General features: G+C 46.4%; 4 protein-coding genes. All 4 read right to left on the reverse strand.

Features of this window, described 5'->3' with window-relative positions; translation table 11 throughout:
- A partial coding sequence (locus tag HMPREF9999_RS10670; RefSeq protein WP_232301267.1) for a hypothetical protein occupies positions 1-251 on the reverse strand: 251 nt, incomplete at its 3' end.
- Positions 252-366: 115 nt separating this feature from the next.
- Positions 367-612, reverse strand: a complete 246-nt coding sequence (locus tag HMPREF9999_RS10675; protein ID WP_009436385.1) for a hypothetical protein — start codon at positions 610-612, stop codon at positions 367-369.
- A 58-nt stretch (positions 613-670) separates the two neighbouring features.
- On the reverse strand, positions 671-1,249 hold the full coding sequence (locus HMPREF9999_RS09800) for a hypothetical protein (RefSeq protein ID WP_009436386.1): 579 nt from the start codon (positions 1,247-1,249) through the stop codon (positions 671-673).
- 498 nt (positions 1,250-1,747) lie between these two features.
- A complete protein-coding gene (locus tag HMPREF9999_RS01170) occupies positions 1,748-4,519 on the reverse strand; it encodes an AAA domain-containing protein (RefSeq protein WP_009436388.1) in 2,772 nt (923 codons plus the stop codon).
- Positions 4,520-4,721: the final 202 nt, after the last annotated feature.

Below are 4,721 nucleotides of genomic sequence, written 5' to 3' on the forward strand. Positions count from 1 at the left end.
ACCGCTTTTTCTCTATCACACTCTATCATATACATCTCAAAGCCAAACCCTTCATAAAAGTCGACTTCGCCTCTCAGTAGCATTTCTATTGAGGAAACTATTTCCTCTGCATACTCAAGGTCTATGTGATTCACTTCAGACCAGAAAAATGTTCCATACTTTGAAGCATTCTTTAAATGAACGATAGAGGGAATGGTTTTCTTTAACCCATCCGATCCGTAGTAATCTATTATGTCAAATCGATATTGCATAGGCATCATTGCTTTAAAGGAAAGAATGTACGTATTTCTCCTTCAACATAGTTCTGTCCCACTACTACTAAATCCCCAATACTCTTCATGAGAACCACCTTTAAACTTTCCTAGATTATGTATAACTGCGTATTGCACTTCCTGAAGTATTCTTTCCTTCTTTCTTCCCCCCTGATATTTGTCGTGAAGACCATTGCTGTTCAATGATAAGTTGCTTGATTTTCCAAACTAGTTCAGGGGCAAGTGCAGCATTGTGAACGGAACGCTTGCGACGTTCCATAGCCTTTGCATGCGCCTTGCACCAAATGTATTTGCCCGAAGGGGTGCTGTTGCGTTTCAATTCACGAGAAAGTACACCCAAGACTTCACATATGCCATTTTGTATGCATCACTTCCTTCTATGATTATATCAGACAATATTATTGTTTTAATATGTTGAATTCTCGACGTTTGCATTCAAACAACTCATCGATCGATTTGTAAGTTTGAGCTTTCTCTTGATCAGATGTAATATCAACTAAGCACCTCATACCTAATCCCGACGAATATGTTGTAACATAATAATCAACAACACCATCTTCACGCTTCCAATATGTTACGTCTCCAAGACGATCTTCCAAATGATTACGCCAGTCCATTACATTATTCATTGGATCAAAAACAGGAGAGTACTCTTTTCCTTCCTCAAATTTTTGATTAGGAAACTCTGTCTCTCTGTAAAATGAAATATCTCTAATTTTATACATTCTAACCTCTTTAAGCGAAGTGCTTGACCAAAACATATATTCCACTAACTTGCTTATGTTCCCTTGAAAGTATGGTGCATCTCGCACAAGGCGTACCTCTGATTTGATACTATCACCATCAATGATGTCTAAGTATGAATTCAAAATATATGCATCGCCATTAGAGAGAACAATATCATTCTTAAAATGGATTATGCTTAGAGATAAAAGAACTAATACTAGAACCGCTGGTAGCTTATTTTTTAATATCATCGGAAACCTCCTTCTATCTTTATTTCTTTTCTCATCATTGTGACAAATGGTTTGTAACCTCTTCGGTATTGCAAAATAAACCAAGCGTAGAACCCATCTGCTGCTGCGTGTGGCGGAGCATACACACGGGGGGCATTAAGCGATTCTTCAGTTCTAGGTAAACCTGATTAGGGCCTATGACTTCCTCCTTTCTCTAGCCATGGTTTCGAGATATAGCTTAGGGTTTTTGGAGAGAAAATGATAAGCTGTGATACTGATGTCCAGTTGCTTGGTCAGCTTCCTTTTGTCGCTTGCTTTCTGCCACAAATTTAGTGACAAGGATTGAGTGTAGCAAGTAAAATATTAAAGGATTTTTATTTTCCTCTATGTGTGTGATTTTGTTTTCTCCCATGTGTATATTTTTTTGTCGGAGATTTCCAAAAAAATGTCCATCGTTTACCGAATAACGATGGACTTTTTTGAGAGTAAACGATACTAAGCATTAGAGAGTGGCGTAAGTTATAGAGCTTGTTGAAGCAAGGCCATCATCGTTTCGAGGGTAACGATGTCGGTGGTAGAAAGGCGATGCAAAGGCAAATCAACCTTTGCGAGAATCTCATTTTTGAGTTCGTCGCGCGCACTTTGGGTAGCGTGTTGTTGGTGGTAGTGCCATCCATCCACTTCGATGGCAAGGAGCGGCTGGTGAGTCAAAACGTTGTAGACCAAAAAGTCAAGGTGCGAGAGAGGGTGATGGGCAAAAGCACGTTCTTGCTCATTGAGTTCGTGGCATTCGCCAATGAGTCTTGACAAAGGATAGTGACACAGCACCCCCATTTGCCTCCATGACAAAGCCGACAAAGCATCCTGCAGCGTATAGTAGACCAAGGTTTCCGATAAATGCTCAGACACCGGTGGGTGCTGCTCCAAGAAGGCTATGCGTTCGGCGGTGTATTGCTCATAGAGCAGGTCGAAAACAGAGTGGAGCTTACTCTCTCTAATCTCAAAATTATGATAGTCCACATACGCGATGAGTTGTCCCAAATTGGAGTCGTGGGGAATCTCATTGCCCGAAACCACGATGCAAAGCCGAGATTTGGCACGCGACACTGCCACATTGAGCAGTTGCGCATCGTCGGAAAAAGGTGTCGGCACACTGTCCACCATACTCATGATGATGGTGTCGCACTCACGCCCCTGATATTTGTGCACAGTGCTTGCTAGGTCTTGTCGCAAAGCCCGATTGATTTGCCAGGCTTGATCACGATAGGGAGTGATGATGCCCACACTCTCGTCTTCGGCATAAAGCGGCATGACTTCTTGGCGAATCACCTCAACTTCTCGTAGATTGATGTGCGAACCTGTGGCGGCACTCTCTGGGCGAATATAGCTTGTGCGGTCGTGATTTCCCTTAACCGTGCGCACCACTCGCAGCACATCCTCCTCCCCCATGTCTTGGGTCATGGCGATGAGCTGTCCGCCGTAGAATCGTTGGTTGCAAAATTCTATGATTTTCGGATGACAGCGATAGTGCTCTCTGAGCAAAGTGACGGGCGCATCCTTGAACACCTCTAGACAAGACTGCAAGAAACTATGTGTGGCGGCATTGTAAGGCTCCTCCACCTGATAGGTGCTCAAGATGGCTTCGATGGCCTGCCGTTGGGTTCGGTCCACCACTTGGGGCAGTTGCTGCGTATCGCCCACGATGACGGCATTCATGGCACACGAGAGGGCCAAAGCTCCCGTCTTGATGTCCACTTGCGAAGCCTCGTCCATGATCACGTAGTCAAACACAAGGTCAGGACTCAAACACCGTTTGGCAGAATAGGTAGTGCTCAGCACCACAGGATATTCTTGGAGCAAGGCTTCGGTGTTGTGTCTGATGTCTTTCTGGCTAAACATGGGGCGCGTGCGGTGAGCATAGCGTTTCTCGATTTGGTGTTTGAGCAGCTGCAATGACGAAGTTTGCAGACGTTTCACACACGCTTGCACATCCATCCCTTGCAGGCGAGCATCGATGCGCGCCAGATTCGCGCAGATTTCTCCTTCCCTCGCTTCGTAGTAGGCACTTTCCAGCGGTGCTATCAGTAGCGAAGGCTGCTCTTTGAGCCATGCGAAGAGAGGAGTGCCCAAGGTGAAAGCCCATTTCATCCGTTGCCACAGACTGAAGGTTTCTTCGCGCTCCGTCTTCATCTTGCACGCCAGGAGCAGTTGCAGGAGTTTTGCCGAAGGCTTTCGTTTGAGCCCATCATATTTTTCACTCGTGTTTTGCCCCTGGTCGTTATATTGCTTTTCAGTGAGCAAAGCATCCAATTCAGCTTGTAGCAGAGCACGCTGGGTTTGGTCGTCAAATCCTTGCGACACAGCAGCGAGTGACGATTGCACCTCTTGTTTCACCGCCGAACTCTGCTCCACCTTCCATGCACTCATGTCGGGATAGCAAAGCTGTTGTTGCCGAACGAATTCATCCCGTTTTTCAGAGTTTCCGAGTGTTGCCACCAGAAATCCCAGTCCTTCACGTTCCAGTTTCTCCACCACGTTTGCCACTGCCGAATTGTTGTTCGACACCACCATCACCGTCTTGTTCGCCAACAAAAGGTTAGCGATGATGTTGAGGATGGTTTGGGTTTTTCCAGTGCCCGGAGGTCCTTGCACCACACTCACTTGATGTGTCAGCGCAGCTTCCACCGCCTCCTTTTGACTGGCATTGCACCCAAAGGGGAAATACACCACTTTCGGCAATTTGTGCCTAGTCAGCGCACGCTTGTCTCCCAGATATTGTGCGAGCGGCACATTGTCGCGCTTCACATCTACCCACCCATATTGCTCCGAGAGGGAGTTCATGCCGGCATCCCCTTCTTGTTCTTCGTCTTCAGAGCGAAGTCCTGTCTCCTCTGCCAACTTCTTGAGGTAATCCCATGTCGAACCTCCGTTTTTGTCTATCGGGGTGCGTGTGATATACACCTGCGCTTCTTCCACGCATTCGCTGCAGCCATATTGGTTGGTCACGCGATAGAAGGTGTGCTTACCCTCCGAGAAGCAGAGCACCTCTTGTGGTTTTCTGATGCGTTTGTTGCGAACGTAGAGTCCTTTATCTCGGATGTCCACTTTCGTTGGGTTGGTGAGGCAGAGCAGTCGTGCCGGGTTGTAGCGAAACACCCTCCGCGAAGTGCCGAACACCACGGTCCACAGTCCTTGCTCGTTGCGTTGAATCGAGGACACTTGTTCGGTGATAAACATGCGCTTGTCTCCCTTTCTTTCTAGGTCAACAATCATATATTCTCTAGCATTCATGATATCTAGGGTGGGGATGGTTATTGTCAAGGACAAAGATACTAAAAAAATAGACGTTAGAGGGTCACGGACCCTTTTCCGCTCGCCACGGAGTGGCTCGATTCCTAGGAAAGCTAGTCTTTCTAGTGCTTCTAGTCTTTCTCGTTGTTCTAGTCCATCCGCGCGAGTCTTCTAACGTCTACCCTCTAATGTCTAACGTCTA

It is taken from the genome of Alloprevotella sp. oral taxon 473 str. F0040, assembly GCF_000318095.2.
Lineage (GTDB): Bacteria > Bacteroidota > Bacteroidia > Bacteroidales > Bacteroidaceae > Alloprevotella.